Genomic DNA, 17,922 nt, shown 5'->3' on the forward strand with positions numbered 1-17,922 from the left:
GCGAACCACCTCGGCGCGGCCGGCGCCCCGCGAGCCAAGCCGGGTGACGGCTCTCTCGCTAACCTGTCCCAATGCGATGCAAGCAGGCCCGCAGGACATGATCCGGTACCTCGCGCGGCGGTTCCTCAACTACGTCGTCCTGCTCGTGCTGGCGTCTTTCCTGACCTTCCTGCTGACCTCGCAGACGTTTCATCCGCTCGACAGCTTTATGCAGCGCCACCCGACGCCGCCGCCGGAGGCGATTCACGCCAAGGCCGTTGCGCTGGGCTTGGACAAACCGGTGGCAATCCGCTACGCGAAGTGGGTTTCCGGTGTGGTCCACGGTGACTTCGGGGTGACGGTGAGTGGTCACCCCGTCTCTCAGGAACTGTGGCGCCGGGTCGGGGTGAGCCTGCGACTCGTGGTGACCGGTTCGGTGCTGGGCACGCTGATCGGCGTCATCGTGGGCGCCTGGGGCGCGGTCCGGCAGTACCGGCTCAGCGATCGGGTGATCACCGTGCTGTCGCTGATCATCTTGAGCATCCCGTCCTTCGTCCTGGCAAGCCTGCTGATTCTGGGTGCACTGCGGATCAACATGCTCGCCGGTGTGGGAATCTTTCAGTACACCGGGGAGACGTCGCCGCTTGCGCCCACTGGAACCGTCGACGCGGTCATCGAACGCTTGCAACACATCGTGCTGCCGACCCTGACCCTGGCCCTGGGCGCAATCGCGGGTTTCAGCCGCTACCAACGGAATGCGATGCTCGACGTGCTCGGCGAAGACTTCATCCGGACCGCGCGGGCGAAGGGTCTGACCCGACGGCGGGCGCTGTTCAAACACGGTTTGCGCACCGCACTCATTCCGATGGCCACCCTGTTCGCCTACGGAGTGAGCGGGCTGGTCGTCGGCGCGGTGTTCGTCGAAAAGATCTTCGGCTGGCACGGCATGGGCGAATGGGTGGTGTCCGGAATCGCCACCCAGGACGCCAACGTCGTCGCGGCGATCACGCTTTTCTCCGGCGCGGCCGTCCTGCTGGCGGGGCTGTTGTCCGACGTCATTTATGCGGCACTCGATCCGAGGGTGCGGGTGTCATGACCCAAGAGACCGATCAAAACGTTGCTGGGCGCCCCGGCGTCCACCCGGTCGCCACCTTTACCTCGCGCCGAAACCTGTTGATTCGACGGTTTTTTCGCAACAAACCTGCGGCGGTGGCGCTGGTTCTGCTGGCGCTGGCATTCGTCGGTTGCTACGCAGTGCCGCCGCTATTGCCGTATAGCTATACCGATCTCGATCTGCACTCACTGCTGCAGCCGCCGTCGCTGCGACACTGGTTGGGCACCAACGCGCTGGGCCAGGACCTACTGGCCCGGACGCTGACCGGCATGCAGAAGTCGCTATTGATCGGTGTTTGTGTGGCGGTGATCTCGACCACCATCGCCGCCACCGTCGGATCGATCGCCGGCTATTTCGGCGGCTGGCGCGACCGAACACTGATGTGGGTGGTGGACCTGCTGTTGGTGGTGCCCAGCTTCCTGCTGATTGCCATCGTCACGCCGCGCACCAAGCATTCAAACAGCGTTCTGTGGCTCATCGTGCTGCTCGCGGCGTTCGGCTGGATGGTCAGCTCGCGGATGGTGCGCGGCCTGACTATGAGCCTGCGGGAACGCGAATTCGTCCGTGCGGCAAGGTATATGGGAGTGTCGAGCCGACGGGTGATCATGCATCACATCGTGCCGAACGTCGCCTCGATCCTGATCATCGACGCGACGCTCAACGTGGGTTTCGCGATCCTGGCCGAAACCGGCTTGAGCTTCCTGGGATTCGGTGTTCAGCCACCGGACGTATCGCTGGGCACGCTGATTGCCGAAGGCACTCCGTCTGCGACCACCTTCCCCTGGGTCTTCCTGGTCCCAGGCTCGGCGTTGATATTGATTGTGTTGTGCGCGAACCTCGCCGGTGACGGTCTGCGCGACGCGATCGATCCGGGTGTGCGGCCGTTCCGCCGCCGGAAGCGCGAGCCAATCGGGCGGCCGCAATGACGGCGCTGCTGGAGGTGACCGATCTCAGCGTCACGTTCGACACCGGGGCCGCGCGGGTGCCCGCGGTGCGCGGGGCGACCTACCACATCGATCCGGGTGAAGTGCTCGCGATCGTCGGCGAATCGGGCTCGGGCAAAAGTACCGCCGCCATGGCGGTCGTCGGGCTGCTGCCCGGATACGCCGAGGTCTCGGGTTCGGTCCGGTTGCACGGCCAGGAGTTGCTCGGGCTAGCCGACCAGGCGATGTCACGGATCCGCGGCAAGACGATCGGCACGGTGTTCCAAGACCCGATGTCGGCACTGACTCCCGTCTACACCGTCGGGGACCAGATCGCCGAAGCCATCCGGGTCCACCATCGCGACGTCAACCGGGCAACCGCGCGGGCCCGGGCCATGGAGCTGCTCGAGCTGGTGGGTATCGCGCAGCCAGATCGCCGGGCAAAAGCGTTCCCGCACGAGTTATCCGGCGGCGAGCGCCAGCGGGTGGTGATCGCGATCGCGATCGCCAACGATCCTGACCTGCTCATCTGTGACGAGCCCACCACCGCGCTGGACGTCACCGTGCAGGCTCAAATCCTCGATGTGCTGCGGACCGCTCGCGATGTCACCGGCGCGGCGGTGTTGATCATCACCCACGACCTGGGAGTCGTGTCGGAGTTCGCCGACCGGGCAATGGTCATGTACGCCGGACGTGAGGTCGAGATCGCCGCCGTCGACGATCTCTACCGGGACCGCCGCATGCCCTACACGGCCGGGTTGCTCGGTTCGGTGCCGCGGCTGGACGCCGCGCAGGGCACTCGGCTGGTTCCGATTCCCGGGGCACCGCCGAACTTGGCCACGCTAACCCCCGATGCTTGTCCATTCGCGCCCCGCTGTCCGCTGGTCATCGACGAATGTCGTTCGGCCGAACCAGCTCTGGTCAAGTTGTCCGAAGGTCACCGAGCGGCCTGCGTCCGCACCGACGACGTCGCCGGCCGCGCTGCCTCCGAGATCTTCGACGTGACAACTGCCCCGCCGGTCGTCGATATCGCGACAGACCAAGGCACAACCGTGCTGCGGGTCGCCGACCTCAGCAAGACCTACCCGCTCACCAAGGGCGTGGTATTTCGCCGGCGGGTGGGTGAGGTGCGAGCGCTCGCCGGCGTCAGCTTCACCCTGCGACAGGGCCGTACGCTCGCGATCGTCGGAGAGTCCGGGTCGGGCAAATCGACTGCTCTGCAACAGATCTTGGAGTTGAACGCGCCGCAGTCGGGATCGATCGAGGTTCTCGGCGCCGACGTCGCCGGGTTGAATCCGGAGAGCCGGCGCGCGCTGCGGCACGACATTCAGGTGGTGTTCCAAGATCCGGTGGCATCCCTGGACCCCCGGCTCCCCGTATCCGAAGTCATAGCCGAACCTTTGCAGGCCAATGGATTCCGGAAGGCTGACGCCGATGCACGGGTAGCCGAACTGCTCGACATCGTCGGTCTGCGTTACGCGGACGCCGCTCGCTATCCGGCCGAGTTCTCCGGTGGACAAAAGCAACGCATCGGCATCGCGCGAGCGCTGGCGTTGCAGCCGAAGATATTGGCGCTCGACGAGCCGGTGTCGGCGCTGGACGTCTCGATCCAAGCTGGGATCATCAACTTGCTACTCGACCTGCAGGAACGCTTCGGTCTGTCGTATCTGTTTGTCTCCCATGATCTTTCCGTCGTCAAGCACCTGGCGCACCAGGTGGTGGTGTTGTACCGGGGCGCCATCGTCGAGCAGGGCGACGGCGATGCCGTTTTCACCAACCCGCAGCACGAATACACCCGGCGACTGCTGGCCGCCGTTCCACGGGCGCAACCCGAAGGCGGCGCCGATTAGCATCTTGCGCGTGACACACCTACCGAGAGCCCGCAAGCTCGCGGCGCTGGCGTCGGCGTTCATGGTGATGGTTACCGGCTGCTCGAGTGGCTACCAGGACCTGCCGGCGACCCGGGCGGCTCAGGTCGGCGCTACCAGCGACATGAATCCGCAGGACCCCGCAACGCTGCAAGACGGTGGCAACCTGCGACTACCGCTGACGGAGTTCCCGGACAACTTCAACCAGTTGAACATCGACGGCAATACGTCTGACACCGGTGCGGTGCTGGCGGCCACGCTGCCCGGTGCCTTCATGACCCAGGCGGATGGCAGGCTGCAGCTCAACACCGACTACTTCACCGGTGCCGAGCTGACCGGGACCAACCCCCAAACCGTCACGTACACCATCAATCCCAAGGCAACGTGGAGCGACGGCACACCGATCACGTGGGAAGACCTCAGGTCGGAGGTCGACGCGTGCAACGGCCGCGACAAGAAGTACTTGATCGCCAGCCGGGCCGGGTTCGAACGGGTGAAGTCGGTGACCAGAGGGGTGAACGACCGGCAGGCGGTGGTCACCTTCTCCGATCCGTACGCCGAATGGCGCGGAATGTTCGCCGGCGGCATTCAGCCCCGCAGCATGACCGCCAACCCGGAGGTCTTCAACAAGGGCCAGCTGGAAGCTCCCGGGCCGTCGGCCGGCCCCTTCATCGTGTCCACGATCGACCGGACCGGGCAGCGCATTCAGCTGACCCGTAATCCGCGCTGGTGGGGCCGCAAGCCACGGCTGGATTCGATCACCTTCCTGGTGCTCGACGTCTCCGCCATCATCCCGGCGCTGCAGAACAAGGCGATCGACGCTGCCGGCATCACCACGCTCGACGATATGGTGACCGCCCAGCGAACGCCCGGCATCGTGATCCGCCGCGCGCCGTCACCAACCTGGTTCCACTTCACGTTCAACGGCGCCGCGGGTTCGATCATGGCCGACGAGCGGCTGCGACTGGCGATCTGCCAGGGCATCGATCGCCAAGCCATCGTCGACGTCGTCCAGCACGGCCTGAGCACTCATCCCGTGCCGCTGAACAACCACGTCTACGTGGCCGGACAGGTTGGCTACCAAGACAACAGCGCGCCAGGCGGTTTCAACCCGGACAAGGCCCGAAGAGACCTCGATGCCATGGGGTGGAAACTCAACGGCGCGGTGCGGGAGAAGGACGGCAAACAGCTCGTCGTTCGCGACGTACTTTTCGACGCGGCATCCAACCGGCAGATTGCCATGGTCGCGCAGAACAGCCTGGCGCAGATCGGTGTGAAGCTGGTACTCGACCTCAAAGCCGGCAGCGGCTTTTTCAGCCAGTACGTAGGCGTCGGCGATTTCGATATCGCCCAATTCGGTTGGGAAGGAAACGCTTTCCCGTTGTCCGCGCTGGCGCAGATTTACACCTCGGACGGTGACAGCAACTTCGGCAGGATCGGCAATGCCGCGATCGATGCGAAGATCGCCGAAACGTTGTCGGAGCTGGACCAGCACAAGGCGCGTGCTCTCGCCAACCAGGTCGATCAGATGATCTGGCAGGAGGGCTTCAACCTGCCGCTGTTCCAGTCGCCCGGGAACCGAGCGGTACGAAAGGATTTGGCCAATTACGGCGCGGCCGGACTGGCCGATGTGGACTACACCGCGGTCGGGTTTATGCGGACCTGAGCCGCCGCCACGGCGGTGTCACCACCGGCAGCGCACCCTCGGCGATCGCGGCGACCTCGACGGCCTTCCACAGCAGGCGCATCGCGGGACGGGCCGGCAGCGTGTCCAGCGCCGGTCCCCGGCCGGCAAGCTGGTCGACTTCGCCGCGGCACACCGCCTCGGCGATGATCAGTGCGGCGGGCTCACGAAAGTCCACGGCGCTGTGCGCCATCGTCGGCAACGCCAATAGCAGAGCATTCGGCACCAGCGATGCCACCTGCTCTGCCACCGCCCGCGGTGTCACCAGATCACGCCCGCCGGAGACCACGACCGTGGGCCAGGTGAACTTAGGCATCTCAGCCACCAGATCGTACGGCTCTGCTTCGAAAGTAGCTGTCTCGCTGATGATTTCACGCAGTGCTACGGCCGGATCGAGCGGCAGGCCGTCGGGCTGAGCCCCGTAGTCGAGTTCGCGGAACGCGATGCGGCTCACCAGATCGATTTCGTGACGGTACGCGACATTGAGACTCACGACGGCGGAGAAGCGAGACAGCATCCGCCACACCGTCGTTCGGCCGCTGAGCAACAGGTCGAGTTCTCGATCCAGCAGTCCTGGCCCGCCGTAGGCGTAGATGGTGGTGGCAATCTCCCCCGCCGTCCCGGCCATCACCCCGGCGTCGATCAGCTTGCGGACCTTGGGGGCCAGTGCGGCGGTTTCGGGAGTATCGCCGTCGAACAACAGACCGCGGACGGCGCGGCGGACGACCGCGATGTCGTGTCGTGACAGCAGGGGCGAATCCAGAATCATCGCGTGCACCCGGCCAGGATGGCGTACGCCGAAGCCTGCCGAAATATAACTGCCGTACGACGTGCCGTACATGACGGCGGAGTCCACATGGGCGTCGTCGAGCACCGCGGCGATGTCGTCGACTACCTGATCGACGGTGATCGCTTCCGGCGGCAGATCCGTGCCGGCGTCGTCGTGCCGCGACATGCCGATCCCCCGGTGCTCGATCATGATGATGTCCAGACCGGCGAGGGCGGCGCGACGCCGGAGCCCCTTGTAGACCTGCAGCGACGCCACTCCCGGTCCGCCCGGGATGACGACGAGCGGGTGGGCGGACTTGCGGCCGGTGCGCACGTAGTACAGATCGAACTCGTCGGCGCTGCCTGGGGATACCGGCCTGCGCACCGGTCGCACGCCGGGCATTCCCGCAAGCTTTTCGTGCATTCGGCGCCGTTTCGCGTTCATGGTCATCGCCGCCCATTCTGCCGGGGTTATTGGCGATCAGCAGCGCGGCGGGCTACACATTGAGGTCGATGCGGTGCGCACCTTTCACGCTGTCGTAACGATCGGGACTACATGTCAACACGATCACTTGGCCCTGCGCGCCGACGGTATCGAACACCTCGCCCATCTTGGCCAGCCGCTCGGGGTCGGTAAACCCGAGTGCATCGTCGACGACGACCGGAACGGCGTCCTCCTTGGCGACCAGCGCGGCACCGGCCAACCGCGCCAGGATCCCGAGTTGCTCCTTGGCCCCGCCGGATAGGGAGTCGTACGGCACCGTGATGCCGTCGAGTGTTCGGCTGCGGATACACAAGTCGGTGTCGACGTCGACCTCGAAGCTGGGCCCGAACACCGGGCGGCCGAGGCGTTGCAATTCGGTGCGGTAGGGCTCGACATAGCCCAGCCGGGTGGTGTCGCGATGGCGGGCCATCACCGAACGCAACAGCTCTGCGGCGCGGGCGCGGCCGCCGATCCGGGTGTGCTGATTGGCCGCGTGCTCACGCTCGACCTCCGCGGCGTCGAGCTTGCCCTGCCGGCCCTCGCTGCCGAATACCGAGAGTTCGATGGTGAGCTCGCGCAACGAGCGGGCCGCTTGTTCGTAGCTCGCCCCAAGCGACGTCGCGGCCTCGGTGGCCGCGGCCAATTCGGCGGTCACCGCATCGGGCGCCGCTGCGGCCAACGCTTCGGCGAGCTCGACAGCCTGACGCTCGGCGATCGCAGCGGCCCGCTGTCCGGCAGCTGCCGACGAAGCCAGGTCCTCGTCAGCCACCGAGGTACGCTCGACCGCCAGCTGATCGGTCGCCCGAGCGAGTTCGGCTCGTTGGATTGTCACTTCGTTGAGCAAAAGTGTTGCCCGGGTTGACGTTTCAGCGAGTTGTGCATCGGCGTCCGCGGCCGTCCGGCGACTGGCCTCGAATGCGGTTTCCGCGGCCAGACGAGCGGCCTGCGCGGCGTCGAGTTCGGCGCGAGCAGAGGCGGCATCGGTGGCGAACAGATCGGGCTCGGCCGGCTGGCCGGCGCGCAGTTGCTCCAGTCGCTCCCGGAGCACATCGATATCGTCGTCACCGCACAGTCCGGACAGCGTCGCGCTCAATTGGTCGCGGCTGCTTTGCAATTCGCGGCGGTGCTGGTCGGCCAGTCTCGCCGAGGCGAGGTCGGCGACCTTACCTTCGGCAAGCGCTTCCGTCAGCTCTTGTTGTGCCGCAGCATATTTGGCCTGTATGTCAAGTGTGGTCGCACCGGGAGTGATCCGCGCGGTCAGGACACCGGGAACCTCGACTTCGGTCGAGCCGGTGACCGTCGTCGACCAGGTGTGCCCTGCCGACAACGAGAGGCGTTCTCCCCCGACCGCGAGCTGGATGTCGGCCATGGCGGTGAACTCGACCGCCGCCGAGATCAACGCCAACTGGTCACCGGCGCGATCGACCGCCGCTGCGGCACTTTCGATTCGGCGCAGCACCTGTTCGGTGAGTACGACCTCGCAGAGCTCGGCACCGATCCGGTCACGGTCACGGTGGATGGCGTCGATCTTGGCCAGCCGGGTGCTCAACCGGTCGATCTCCTCGCGCTCGGCCAGCTGGTCGACGGCCCGGCGCGCCGATTCGACGCGGCTCTGCAGATCGGCCAGGACCTGCGTGGCCTGCTGCAACGCGGTACCGGCCGCCTCGGCGCCGACCTGCGCGACCGTCAGCGCATCGGCGGCTTGTTGGGCTTGCGCCTCGACCGCCGCGACGGCCGCAGTGCGGGTTTCGATCTCGGTGACCAAGCGCAACCGGCCCTGGTGCGCGGCGTCGGCCGCGGCGCTGGTCGCCGCGGCGGCGGCCGCCACCAGCTTGGCTTCCCGCGCTTGGCGGGTGAGTTCCGCGGCCTTGTCCGCGGCGGCCTGCGCGACGGCCAACCGCGGACCGGCCGCAAGCCGCAGCTGCGAGAGTTCGGCCACTTGTTCGGTCAGCACGGCATGGCGGCGCACCCGGTCGTCGACTTCGGCGACCGCCGCAGTGCACTCCGCAACCGCGGCGTCGGCGTCGGACAGTCGGGCGATGGCCGCGGCCCACTCACCGGTGGGCCGTCCGGTGGGGGTGAAATAGCGCGCGTACTCGGCGTCGATCCGCTCGATCAGCAGCGGCTCGTTGCCGGACAGGGCGGCCTGGTCACCGGCCGCGACGTCGAGTGCACGCGAAAGGGCATCGCAGCCGGAAAGATCCACCGCGGCCGTCGACGTGGACTGCAGCACGCGCTGGGCGTGCCACAGGTCGTTGTCCACCGTCTCGGCGAGCATGCTGCGGACCCGTTCGTGGGCTTCGTCGCCGGTCAGCTGCTCGCGGCGCGGCGCCAGCACGGTCAACTCCGTCTCGCACTTCTTGTGAAAGCGCTTGCGATAGACGAAACGGTAAGCGCCGCTGCTGATTTCGGCGGCTACCTCGGAGCCGACATCGCTGTTGGTAGGCTTGACCTGCTTGACCTCCTTCTTCGTCGACCGGTCCCGGGACTCCAGCAGCAGGTCGAGCGCCTCGATCATCGAGGACTTGCCAATCTCGTTGGCACCGCTGACCACGACCACGCCGTGGTCGGGAAACTCGATCTCGCGATGGCGGATTCCGCGATAGTTCGTCAGGACCAACCGGTGTAACTTCATGCCGACCTCCGGTCGGCATGCCGCACTTCTGTCGATGAGGTGAGGCGCAGCAAGAGCGCCAGTGCGCCCTGGGCGTCGGCCGCGGAGTCGGTGTCGTCTCCGCGCGCCGTGGCCACCAGCTCTTCTACGGCCGCAGCGGCGAATCCGCCGATTCCGAGATCGGTGAACTCGCCGTCGGCGGGTATCACCGCGAGGTCGGTGTGGCGTTCCCAGGTGCGCAAGTCGGCGAACAGCCGCGCGAATCTGTCCAGGCAGCCGTCCAGCGTGGCGCGGTCGGTGACCGTCAACGAACCCGTCAGTGCCAGGCGCACCACGGTGCGGTCCTTTTCGGTCATCAGATCGAGATTCATGTCCAGGTCGGCGATGTCGCGGCTGCTGTCGACCTGACGGTGCAAGGTGACAAACCGCCACTGGCCCACGTGCCGCGGCGTCACCGATACTTGGTTGCTTTCGTCGATGTCGACGACCAGGACGTGTCCGGGGTTGGATTCGACGTCATCGAAATTCGTGACTTCCGGCGACCCGGAGTACCAGACCCGGCCACTCTCGCCGACCTGGGTGAGCGAGTGCTTATCGCCCAGCGCCGCATAGTGAATCGCGCCGCGGGTCAGCGCCTCTTCGAGCCCGGCCAGCCGGATCAGCGACGGCTTTTCGCGATCGGGATCGAGCACGTCCACGCCGCCGTGGGCCACGAGCACCCGGGTGACGGGGCCGGCGTCTAGTCCCTCGGTGACCTCGGCGACCAGATCGGTGGTCGGCGACTTGGACCGCCATGGCGCGGCGACGATCTCGAGGCCCGGCCGCACTTGATGCGTGCCAGCCCGATCAAGCACGATCACGTTGTCCGGGCATTCCCGGGTGAACAACGCGCTGGTGAATACCGACGACGCGTCGAGCGGATCGTGGTTGCCGGGCAACAGGTAGACCGGAATACCGATGGCGCGCATGGCTTCCAGCGACTGCCCGATCACCTTCGGGTCGAGCTGATTGTGTTCGAAGACGTCACCCGCGACCACGACGAACTCGGCGCCCACCTCGGTCGCGAGGGCGCCCAGGCCGGCCACCGCGTCGCGTCGCGCCGCGGAATATCGCGGCTGGGCGTCTCCGGCCAGGAAGTGGCGGGTCATGCCCAGCTGCCAGTCGGCAGTGTGCAGGAATCGCATCCCGTCCCCCTTCGAAAGTGACATGGCTATCGAGGCACCGCGAGTCTAAGTGGGTTCACCGACAACTCTTGGGATGTGCACCGGCATGCCTTGGTCCATGTGACTTTTTGCCCGCCTCCGAGCGACAATGCTGCCGACTGGGGCCCGCGAAACCTCGTGTGTCACTTTGGTTTCTGCTCGAGGGTTTTTGGTGGAAGGCAGGTGGCCGACGGCGGCGGCGGCCCGTGTGTCGTTTTGCCTGCCTTTGAGCGCCAGTCGCCGTGTGTGCACACTGGTGAATTCTCTTGCGCCACTGTGGTTTCTGTAGTCACACCGCGCCGTTTTTTGTCGGTGGGCGGGTCTAGTTTCGGGGTATGAGTGCAGCGGTGGTGATCGATGGGGACGTCGTCACGGCGGCCTTCGACACGCTGGATGCCGCCCTGGACCAGGTCTTGGGCCTAGACACCGAGATGCTGTGCACCCGGGAGCGACTAGTGCTGCTGGGCCGCTACGAGAAGATCCGACGGCGCCATATGCGCGGGTGAGCATCCCCTGATCAACCAGCTCCAGCAGGAAGCGACCCCGGCGGAGTTGGGCGGCAAACTCTCCCACGCGATCGCGGAGTGGACGTTGATCAGCCGCGCCGAAGCCGGCCGGCGGGTGCGCGAGGCCGCTGATCTCGGTGAGCGCCGCGCCCTGACCGGTGAGCCGCTGGCGCCGGTGCTGGCCGCCACCGCCGCCGCCCAACGTGCCGGACAGCTGGGTTCTGGGCAGGTCGCGGTGATCCGGCGGTTCTACCACCAGTTGCCCGGCTGGATCGACGTCGAGACCCGCAGCCACGTCGAGGCGAAGCTGGCCCACGAGGGCACCCAATATCGTCCCGAGCAGTTGGCCGGGCTGGCCGACACGCTGGCCGATTGCCTCAACCCCGACGGCAACTACACCGACGACGACCGCGCCCGGCGCCGCGGGGTGACCCTGGGCCGCCAGCAACCCGACGGCATGTCGCCGCTGACCGGCTGGATCACCCCCGAAGCCCGCGCCACCCTGGAAGCCGTGCTGGCGAAACTGGCCGCCCCCGGCATGTGCAACCCCGACGACCACACCCCCTGCGTCGACGGCGCCCCGACACAGGATGCGATCGACCACGACCCCCGCTCACCCGCGCAACGCCACCACGATGGGTTGAACGCCGCCCTGCGCGCCCTGCTCGCGTCCGGCGAGCTCGGTCAACACCATGGGCTGCCGACCTCGATCATCGTCTCGACCACCCTGACCGAGTTGGAAGCCGCCGCCGGAAACGGCCGCACCGGCGGCGGCACCCGGCTACCCATCAGCGACGTCATCCGCCTAGCCCGCCACGCCCACCACTACCTGGCCGTCTTCGACCACAGCAAACCCCTCGCGCTCTACCACAGCAAACGCCTGGCCTCACCCGGCCAACGAATTGTCTTGTACGCCAAGGACCGCGGCTGCACCGCTCCCGGCTGTGACGTGGGCGGCTACTACTGCGAAGTCCACCACATCACCGACTACGCGACATGCCACAGCACCGACATCGACAACCTCACCCTGGCCTGCGGCCCCCACCACCGACTGCTGCGACCAACAGGCTGGACCACCAGAAAACACCCCAACGGCGACACCCAATGGATCCCGCCCCCGCACCTCGACCACGGCCAACCGCGCACCAACACCTACCACCACCCCAACAAACTGCTACGCGATGACCCCGACCCCGACGACGACGCGGCGTGACGGCCCTGGGGCGGGATTGATTAGCGTGAGTCGCGTGACTAGTGAGCGCACCCTGCTGCTGATGCGGCACGCGAAATCTGGATACCCGCCCGGCGTCGCGGACCACGACCGGCCGTTGGCACCCCGCGGCATCCGGGAAGCGGGGCTGGGCGGGGACTGGCTGCGGGGCCATCAACCCGCCATCGACGCCGTACTGTGCTCCACAGCTACCCGTGCCCGCGAGACCCTAGCCAACACCGGCATCGACGCTGCGGTGCAATACCTCGAGCGCCTCTACGACACCACCGCCGGCACGATCATCGACGAGATCAACAAAGTTCCCGACTCCGTCGACACCCTGCTGGTCGTCGGACACGAACCGACCATGTCGTCGCTGGCGCTCGGCCTGGCGAGTGACGAGGGCACGAATGAGGATGCAGTGCAGCGCATTTCAGAGAAGTACGCGACATCGGGGATCGCGGTGCTCAAGGTCGCCGGCGACTGGAAAGATCTGCAACGAGGCGGAGCCGCGTTGACCGACTTCCACATTCCGCGCTGACGCCCCGGGCCCGCTCCGACGAGCTAGGAATTCGTCGAGAGCGTCAGCTCCATCAGCTTGAGGGCCTGGCCGCAGGCATCGATGCCGGGTGCTTGCGGGTTGACCCACCAGCCGACGACACCGGCGGCGTCGCTGGCCACACCGCAGGCACCGTTCGGGTCGTCCGGGCGCATCACGATCGAACTCACACCGGCGATCGTCCGGGTTTCCACCTTGTACTTGAGGAAGTCGGCGACCTTTCGCTCTTCGCTCAGGCTGCCCTGCTCGAACCAGAACCGGGTGATGTCGATCAGGCCGGCCGGGTTGGCCGCCTGCCACCGGCAGATCGCGCCGACGAACGTGCTCTGAATGTCGAGCGGGTCGGCACCCACTGTCTTGGCCAGGATGTCGCTGGTGAGGACCTCACATTCCTTGAGCAGGTTCGGGTACTGCTGCTGGGAATTGTTGTTGCGCGGTACGCCGCCGGCGCCCGCCTTAACGGCGTTGCCCCCGATCGACCGCGAACAGCCGGTCAGGATCATCAGCGCGGCGGTCAAGATGACCATCGCCGTCCGGACACGTCTTGTCATCATTTCGAGTTCGCAATCGATTGACGAGTCAGTTCTTTGGCGATGTCACACGGCGGCGGGAAGGGCTTTTGGCTGAAGCTGATCGACCACTCGATGAAGTCGTCCTGGAACTGAATGCCGACCTCGCACAGCGAGTCGCCCAGGTTCGGCTCATTACCGACGGCGATGAAGCCGCCGTGGCCGTTGATATTGATGTCGTCAACGCTGGCGCGCGACAGCTCCTCGGTCTTGCGCTCACGCCCGATCGGGCTGCCGCGGTACCACGAGAAAGAGAAGTGCGGACCGAGGATGCCGCCGCCGGCCAGCCACTGGCAGCCCACGGAATTGCGCGCCGTGTTGATCAGCCCGCTGACCTTGGTCAGCTCGGCCACCTGCTGGTCGTTGATGCCTCCGCATTGCGGAAACATCGGTCCGTGGTGACCCTCGGCGTTGCCCGGCGTCGACGAGGACGTCCCACCTGGCTTGTTGTCGCCGGAACCCGAGCAGCCCGCAATCGCCGGGACGAACATCGTGATGGCCGCAAGGGCTAGCGCCGTGAGGTTACGACGCACCGCTACCCTGCTTCTGCTCAGCCTGCTGCTGGTCCACACGATGCACTGTAGCGGCAGCCCAGCGGGTCAACCACCGACGCGCCACCTGAACAGGCATTTCGAACTGTTTGCCGGACGTGGCGCGCGCACCCAACCGCCCGGGGTTCCTGCGCCCCACGACGTGTGCCGTATGCGACAGTTACCAAATGCTTCTGGCACTGCTGCGCCAGTACATCCGGCCGTACCGCCGGCTGGTGGCGGTGCTGATGGTGCTCCAACTGATCAGCACGATGGCGACGCTGTACCTGCCGACGGTCAACGCCGCGATCATCGATGACGGCGTCGCTAAAGGCGACACCGCGACGATCGTCCGGCTCGGCATGGTGATGCTGGCGGCCACCGGGCTGCAGGTGCTGTGCTCGGTCGGGGCCACCTACTTCGGCTCACGGGCCGGGATGGGGTTTGGCCGCGACTTGCGCCTGGCGATGTTCGAACACGTCACCACCTTCTCCGAGCCCGAGACTGCCCGATTCGGTGCGCCGACGCTGCTCACCCGCAGCACCAACGACGTCCGGCAGATCCAGTACCTGGTTCAGATGACGGGCACGGTATTGATCACCGCGCCGATCATGTGCATCGGCGGCATCTTCATGGCCATCCACCAAGAGGCCTCGCTGACCTGGCTGTTGCTGGTCAGCGTCCCGGTCCTGGCCGTGGCCAACTACTGGATCATGGCCCACATGCTGCCGCTGTTCCGCAGCATGCAAGCCCTGATCGACGGCATCAACCGGGTGCTGCGCGACCAGCTGTCCGGCGTGCGGGTAGTCCGAGCCTTCACCCGCGAAAGCTTTGAGCGCGAACGCTTTTCCCGCGCCAACAGCGCGCTGTCGAATGCATCCCTGACCGCTGGCAACTGGCAAGCCCTGATGCTGCCGGTGACCACGCTGACCATCAACGTGTCCAGCGTCGCGCTGATCTGGTTCGGCGGGCTGCGCATCGATCACGGCCAGATGCAGGTCGGCACGCTGACTGCCTTTCTGGCCTACTTCACGCAGATCCTGATGGCCGTGTTGATGGCGACGATGACGCTGGTGGTGCTGCCGCGAGCGTCGGTCTGCGCCGAGCGGATCACCGCGGTGCTGTCCACTCGTCCCGCCATCGCCAGCCCGCCACACCCCCGGCTTCCGAACGCGGGCAGGATCACCGGCGTTATCCGCCTGGACGGTGCGACCTTCACCTATCCGGGCGCCGACCACCCTGTGCTGCAAGATATCTCGTTGACCGCATTACCCGGCACCACCACCGCGGTCGTCGGCAGCACCGGTTCGGGTAAGTCGACGCTGGTGTCGCTGATCTGCCGGCTCTACGACGCGACCGACGGGGCGGTCCTGCTCGACGACCTCGACGTCCGCGACTACGACACCGAGCGGCTCTGGTCGGCGATCGGCCTGGTCCCGCAGCGCGGCTATCTCTTCTCCGGCACGGTCGCGCAGAACCTCCGCCTCGGAAAGGCCGACGCCACCGACGAGGAGATGTGGGAAGCGTTGCGAATCGCGGCGGCCGACGAATTCGTGCGGGAGCACGCCGACGGGCTGCGGATGCGCGTCGCCCAGGCCGGAACGAATTTCTCCGGCGGACAACGGCAACGGCTGGCGATCGCCCGGGCAGTCATCCGTCGCCCGGCCATCTACTTGTTCGACGACGCGTTCTCCGCGCTCGACGTGCACACCGACGCACAGGTCCGGTCCGCACTGCGGGAGATCTCCGGCGACGCCACCATGATCGTTGTCACACAGCGTATTTCGACCGCATCGCAGGCCGACCACATCGTCGTCGTGGATGACGGGAGAATAGTCGGCTCGGGCACCCACGAGTCGCTGTTGGGTGATTGCGCCACCTACGCGGAATTCGCCGACTCGCAGTCGGTTGGCGCCGGAGTAGGAGGAACGCAGTGACCACGGCGACGAACCGGGTCGCCCGGGAAACCGCTGTCCGCACCCGATCTCGCGACTTCTGGGGCACCGCGGCCCGGCTGGTGAAACGGCTTGCGCCCCAACGAACGCTGAGCATCGCGGTGATCGTCCTGGGCCTGACCGGCACGGTGATCGGCGTCATCGTTCCCCGAATCCTCGGTCACGCCACCGACTTGCTCTTCGACGGCGTGATCGGGCGTGGCCTCCCCGCGGGCATCAGCAAGGCACAGGCCATCGCCCAAGCGCGCGAGCGCGGGGACGCGACGTTCGCCGACCTGCTGTCGGGAATGAACGTGGTGCCCGGCCACGGCGTGGACTTCGGCGCGGTGGCGCAAACGCTGGCAGTTGCCCTGGTCCTGTACATCGTTGCCGCGCTCTTGATTTGGGCACAAGCCCGGCTGCTCAACGTCACCCTGCAGCGCACCATGGTCGCGCTGCGCGGCGAGGTCGAAGACAAGATCCACCGACTGCCACTGTCCTACTTCGACGGACGGCTGCGCGGCGAGCTGCTGAGCCGGGTGACCAACGACATCGACAACGTTCAATCCTCACTGTCGATGACGATCAGCCAGCTGCTGACGTCGATCCTGACCGTGGTCACCGTGCTGGTGATGATGCTGTCGATTTCGCCGCTGTTGACGCTGATCACGGTGCTGACCGTGCCGCTGTCGCTGCTGGCGTCCCGGGCGATCGCGCGTCGCTCGCACCGCCTGTTCGTGGCGCAGTGGACCAGCATCGGAGCGCTCAATGCCCACATCGAGGAGACCTACAGCGGGTTCACGGTGGTCAAGACCTTCGGTCACCGGGATGCGGCGCGCGAACAGTTCCGCCGCCTCAACGACGACGTCTACCACGCCAGCTTCGGCTCCCAGTTCTTCTCCGGTTTGGTGGCACCGGCCACGACATTCATCGGCAACCTTGGCTACGTCGCGGTCGCGGTGATCGGCGGCCTGCAGGTGGCCACCGGGCACATCACCCTCGGCAACATCCAGGCGTTCATCCAATACGTCCGGCAGTTCAACACGCCGCTGAGTCAGGTGGCCGGGATGTACAACACCCTGCAATCCGGCGTGGCCAGCGCCGAGCGGGTGTTCGAGCTGCTCGACGAGCCCGAGGAAGCGCCGGACCCCGCGCCGATGCCGCCCAATGGCCACGTCTCGCCGCCGCGCGGACGCGTCGAGTTCCAGCACGTGAGCTTTGCCTACCGCGCTGGCACGCCGGTGATCGAAGACCTGTCGATGACGGCCGAGCCGGGCAGCACCGTGGCGATCGTCGGACCGACGGGAGCGGGCAAAACCACGCTGGTGAACCTGCTGATGCGGTTCTACGATGCCGATTCCGGACGCATTTCCATCGACGGCATCGACATCACCACGATGAGCAGGCAAGCCCTACGGTCGCGAATCGGCATGGTGCTGCAAGACACCTGGCTGTTCGACGGGACCATCGCGGAGAACATCGCCTATGGACGCCCCGAGGCCGGCGCGGACGAGGTGGTCGAAGCCGCCCGGGCCGCCTATGTCGACCGCTTTGTCCAGACCCTGCCGGCCGGGTACCAGACCCGGGTCACCGGCGACGGCGCCAACATCAGCGCGGGCGAGAAGCAGCTCATCACGATCGCCCGCGCTTTTCTGGCCCGTCCACGGTTGCTGATCCTGGACGAGGCAACCAGCTCGGTGGACACCCGCACCGAGGCGCTTATTCAGCGGGCCATGCATGAGCTTCGCCGCGACCGAACGAGTTTCGTTATCGCACACCGGCTTTCGACGATCCGTGGCGCCGACCGCATCGTGGTGGTCGAGGCCGGGCGCGTCGTCGAACAGGGCAATCACGCCGAATTGATGGCCCGCCGCGGCGCCTACTACGCGATGACCAGGGCCTGAGTTGTCGGCCGGAGCGCGAACCTGAGACGTAACTGAAACGACGCCAAGAAGTTATAGAGGATCCCTTTAGAAGT

12 protein-coding genes and 1 pseudogene are annotated in these 17,922 nt (G+C 66.4%); 8 read left to right on the forward strand and 5 right to left on the reverse strand.

The window, feature by feature from the left end:
* Positions 1–97 precede the first annotated feature (97 nt).
* From MJO58_RS20475 to MJO58_RS20490, 4 genes are all read left to right on the forward strand, one after another.
* Positions 98–1,075, forward strand: coding sequence for an ABC transporter permease (locus MJO58_RS20475; RefSeq protein WP_090605247.1), 978 nt, complete (start codon positions 98–100; stop codon positions 1,073–1,075).
* Positions 1,072–2,019 (forward strand): ABC transporter permease, encoded by a 948-nt coding sequence (locus tag MJO58_RS20480; RefSeq protein ID WP_239720771.1) that lies wholly within the window; start codon positions 1,072–1,074, stop codon positions 2,017–2,019. Before MJO58_RS20475 ends, MJO58_RS20480 begins: the two co-directional genes overlap by 4 nt.
* Positions 2,016–3,866: a dipeptide ABC transporter ATP-binding protein gene (locus MJO58_RS20485; RefSeq protein ID WP_239720773.1), complete on the forward strand. Its 1,851-nt coding sequence runs from the start codon at positions 2,016–2,018 to the stop codon at positions 3,864–3,866. The genes MJO58_RS20480 and MJO58_RS20485 overlap by 4 nt, the downstream gene beginning before the upstream one ends.
* Positions 3,867–3,927: 61 nt before the next feature.
* Positions 3,928–5,550, forward strand: a complete 1,623-nt coding sequence (locus tag MJO58_RS20490; protein WP_239723365.1) for an ABC transporter family substrate-binding protein — start codon at positions 3,928–3,930, stop codon at positions 5,548–5,550.
* Here MJO58_RS20490 and MJO58_RS20495 read toward each other — a convergent pair.
* From MJO58_RS20495 to MJO58_RS20505, 3 genes are read right to left on the reverse strand one after another with little or no spacing between them, the layout of a single operon-like run.
* Positions 5,537–6,787: an alpha/beta hydrolase gene (locus MJO58_RS20495; protein ID WP_090605255.1), complete on the reverse strand. Its 1,251-nt coding sequence runs from the start codon at positions 6,785–6,787 to the stop codon at positions 5,537–5,539. The two genes, MJO58_RS20490 and MJO58_RS20495, sit on opposite strands and share 14 nt — an antisense overlap.
* Positions 6,788–6,833: 46 nt before the next feature.
* Positions 6,834–9,455, reverse strand: a complete 2,622-nt coding sequence (locus tag MJO58_RS20500) for an AAA family ATPase (RefSeq protein ID WP_239720774.1) — start codon at positions 9,453–9,455, stop codon at positions 6,834–6,836.
* A complete protein-coding gene (locus MJO58_RS20505) occupies positions 9,452–10,618 on the reverse strand; it encodes a metallophosphoesterase family protein (RefSeq protein WP_239720776.1) in 1,167 nt (388 codons plus the stop codon). The genes MJO58_RS20500 and MJO58_RS20505 overlap by 4 nt, the downstream gene beginning before the upstream one ends.
* Positions 10,619–10,971: 353 nt before the next feature.
* Between MJO58_RS20505 and MJO58_RS20510 the strand changes: the two are divergent.
* Together MJO58_RS20510 and MJO58_RS20515 are read left to right on the forward strand one after the other, a co-directional pair.
* Positions 10,972–12,355: pseudogene (locus tag MJO58_RS20510) on the forward strand (HNH endonuclease signature motif containing protein).
* A 61-nt stretch (positions 12,356–12,416) separates the two neighbouring features.
* The gene (locus MJO58_RS20515) at positions 12,417–12,893 is read left to right on the forward strand and encodes a SixA phosphatase family protein (RefSeq protein WP_090609518.1); all 477 of its coding nucleotides are present in this window, start codon (positions 12,417–12,419) and stop codon (positions 12,891–12,893) included.
* 23 nt (positions 12,894–12,916) lie between these two features.
* Here the strand turns inward: MJO58_RS20515 and MJO58_RS20520 are convergent, their stop codons facing one another.
* Complete coding sequence (locus MJO58_RS20520) at positions 12,917–13,438, reverse strand: DUF3558 domain-containing protein (protein WP_175364659.1); 522 nt, start codon at positions 13,436–13,438, stop codon at positions 12,917–12,919.
* A 23-nt stretch (positions 13,439–13,461) separates the two neighbouring features.
* The gene (locus MJO58_RS20525; protein WP_090605272.1) at positions 13,462–13,971 is read right to left on the reverse strand and encodes a DUF3558 domain-containing protein; all 510 of its coding nucleotides are present in this window, start codon (positions 13,969–13,971) and stop codon (positions 13,462–13,464) included.
* Between the two features lie 227 nt (positions 13,972–14,198).
* On the opposite strand from MJO58_RS20525, the gene MJO58_RS20530 reads away from it, so the two are divergent.
* Positions 14,199–15,947, forward strand: coding sequence for an ABC transporter ATP-binding protein (locus MJO58_RS20530; RefSeq protein ID WP_239720779.1), 1,749 nt, complete (start codon positions 14,199–14,201; stop codon positions 15,945–15,947).
* A complete protein-coding gene (locus MJO58_RS20535; RefSeq protein WP_239720781.1) occupies positions 15,944–17,848 on the forward strand; it encodes an ABC transporter ATP-binding protein in 1,905 nt (634 codons plus the stop codon). Before MJO58_RS20530 ends, MJO58_RS20535 begins: the two co-directional genes overlap by 4 nt.
* The last annotated feature ends 74 nt before the right edge of the window (positions 17,849–17,922 follow it).

It is taken from the genome of Mycobacterium lentiflavum (assembly GCF_022374895.2).
GTDB lineage: Bacteria > Actinomycetota > Actinomycetes > Mycobacteriales > Mycobacteriaceae > Mycobacterium > Mycobacterium lentiflavum.